1 protein-coding gene is annotated in these 314 nt (G+C 52.9%); it reads left to right on the plus strand.

The genetic code is table 11. The features are described from left to right. On the plus strand, positions 1–314 hold a 314-nt coding region (locus MWU64_RS15385; protein WP_348645565.1), incomplete at both ends, for an IS3 family transposase.

A 314-nucleotide genomic window follows, 5' to 3' on the forward strand; every position in this document is an offset into this window, starting at 1 on the left:
GTCAGTATTCGCTTGGCTTGCTGGATGTTCGGCATCAGCGAGACCTGCTACCGCTACCGGGCAAAGCTCAGTAGCGAGAATGCCGAGATCGCGGATTGGCTAATCCGGTTGACCCATAACCAGCGAAACTGGGGTTTTGGCCTGTGCTTTTTGCATCTGAGGAACGTCAAAGGATTTGGCTGGAATCACAAACGGGTTTATCGGATTTACCGGGAGCTGGAGCTGAACTTGCGCATCAAGCCCAAGAAGCGCCTGGTTCGTGAAAAGCCAGAGCCATTGGCTGTGCCGGAAACAATCAATGACAGTTGGTCGAT

Source organism: Marinobacter sp. S0848L, from assembly GCF_023016065.1.
Lineage (GTDB): Bacteria > Pseudomonadota > Gammaproteobacteria > Pseudomonadales > Oleiphilaceae > Marinobacter.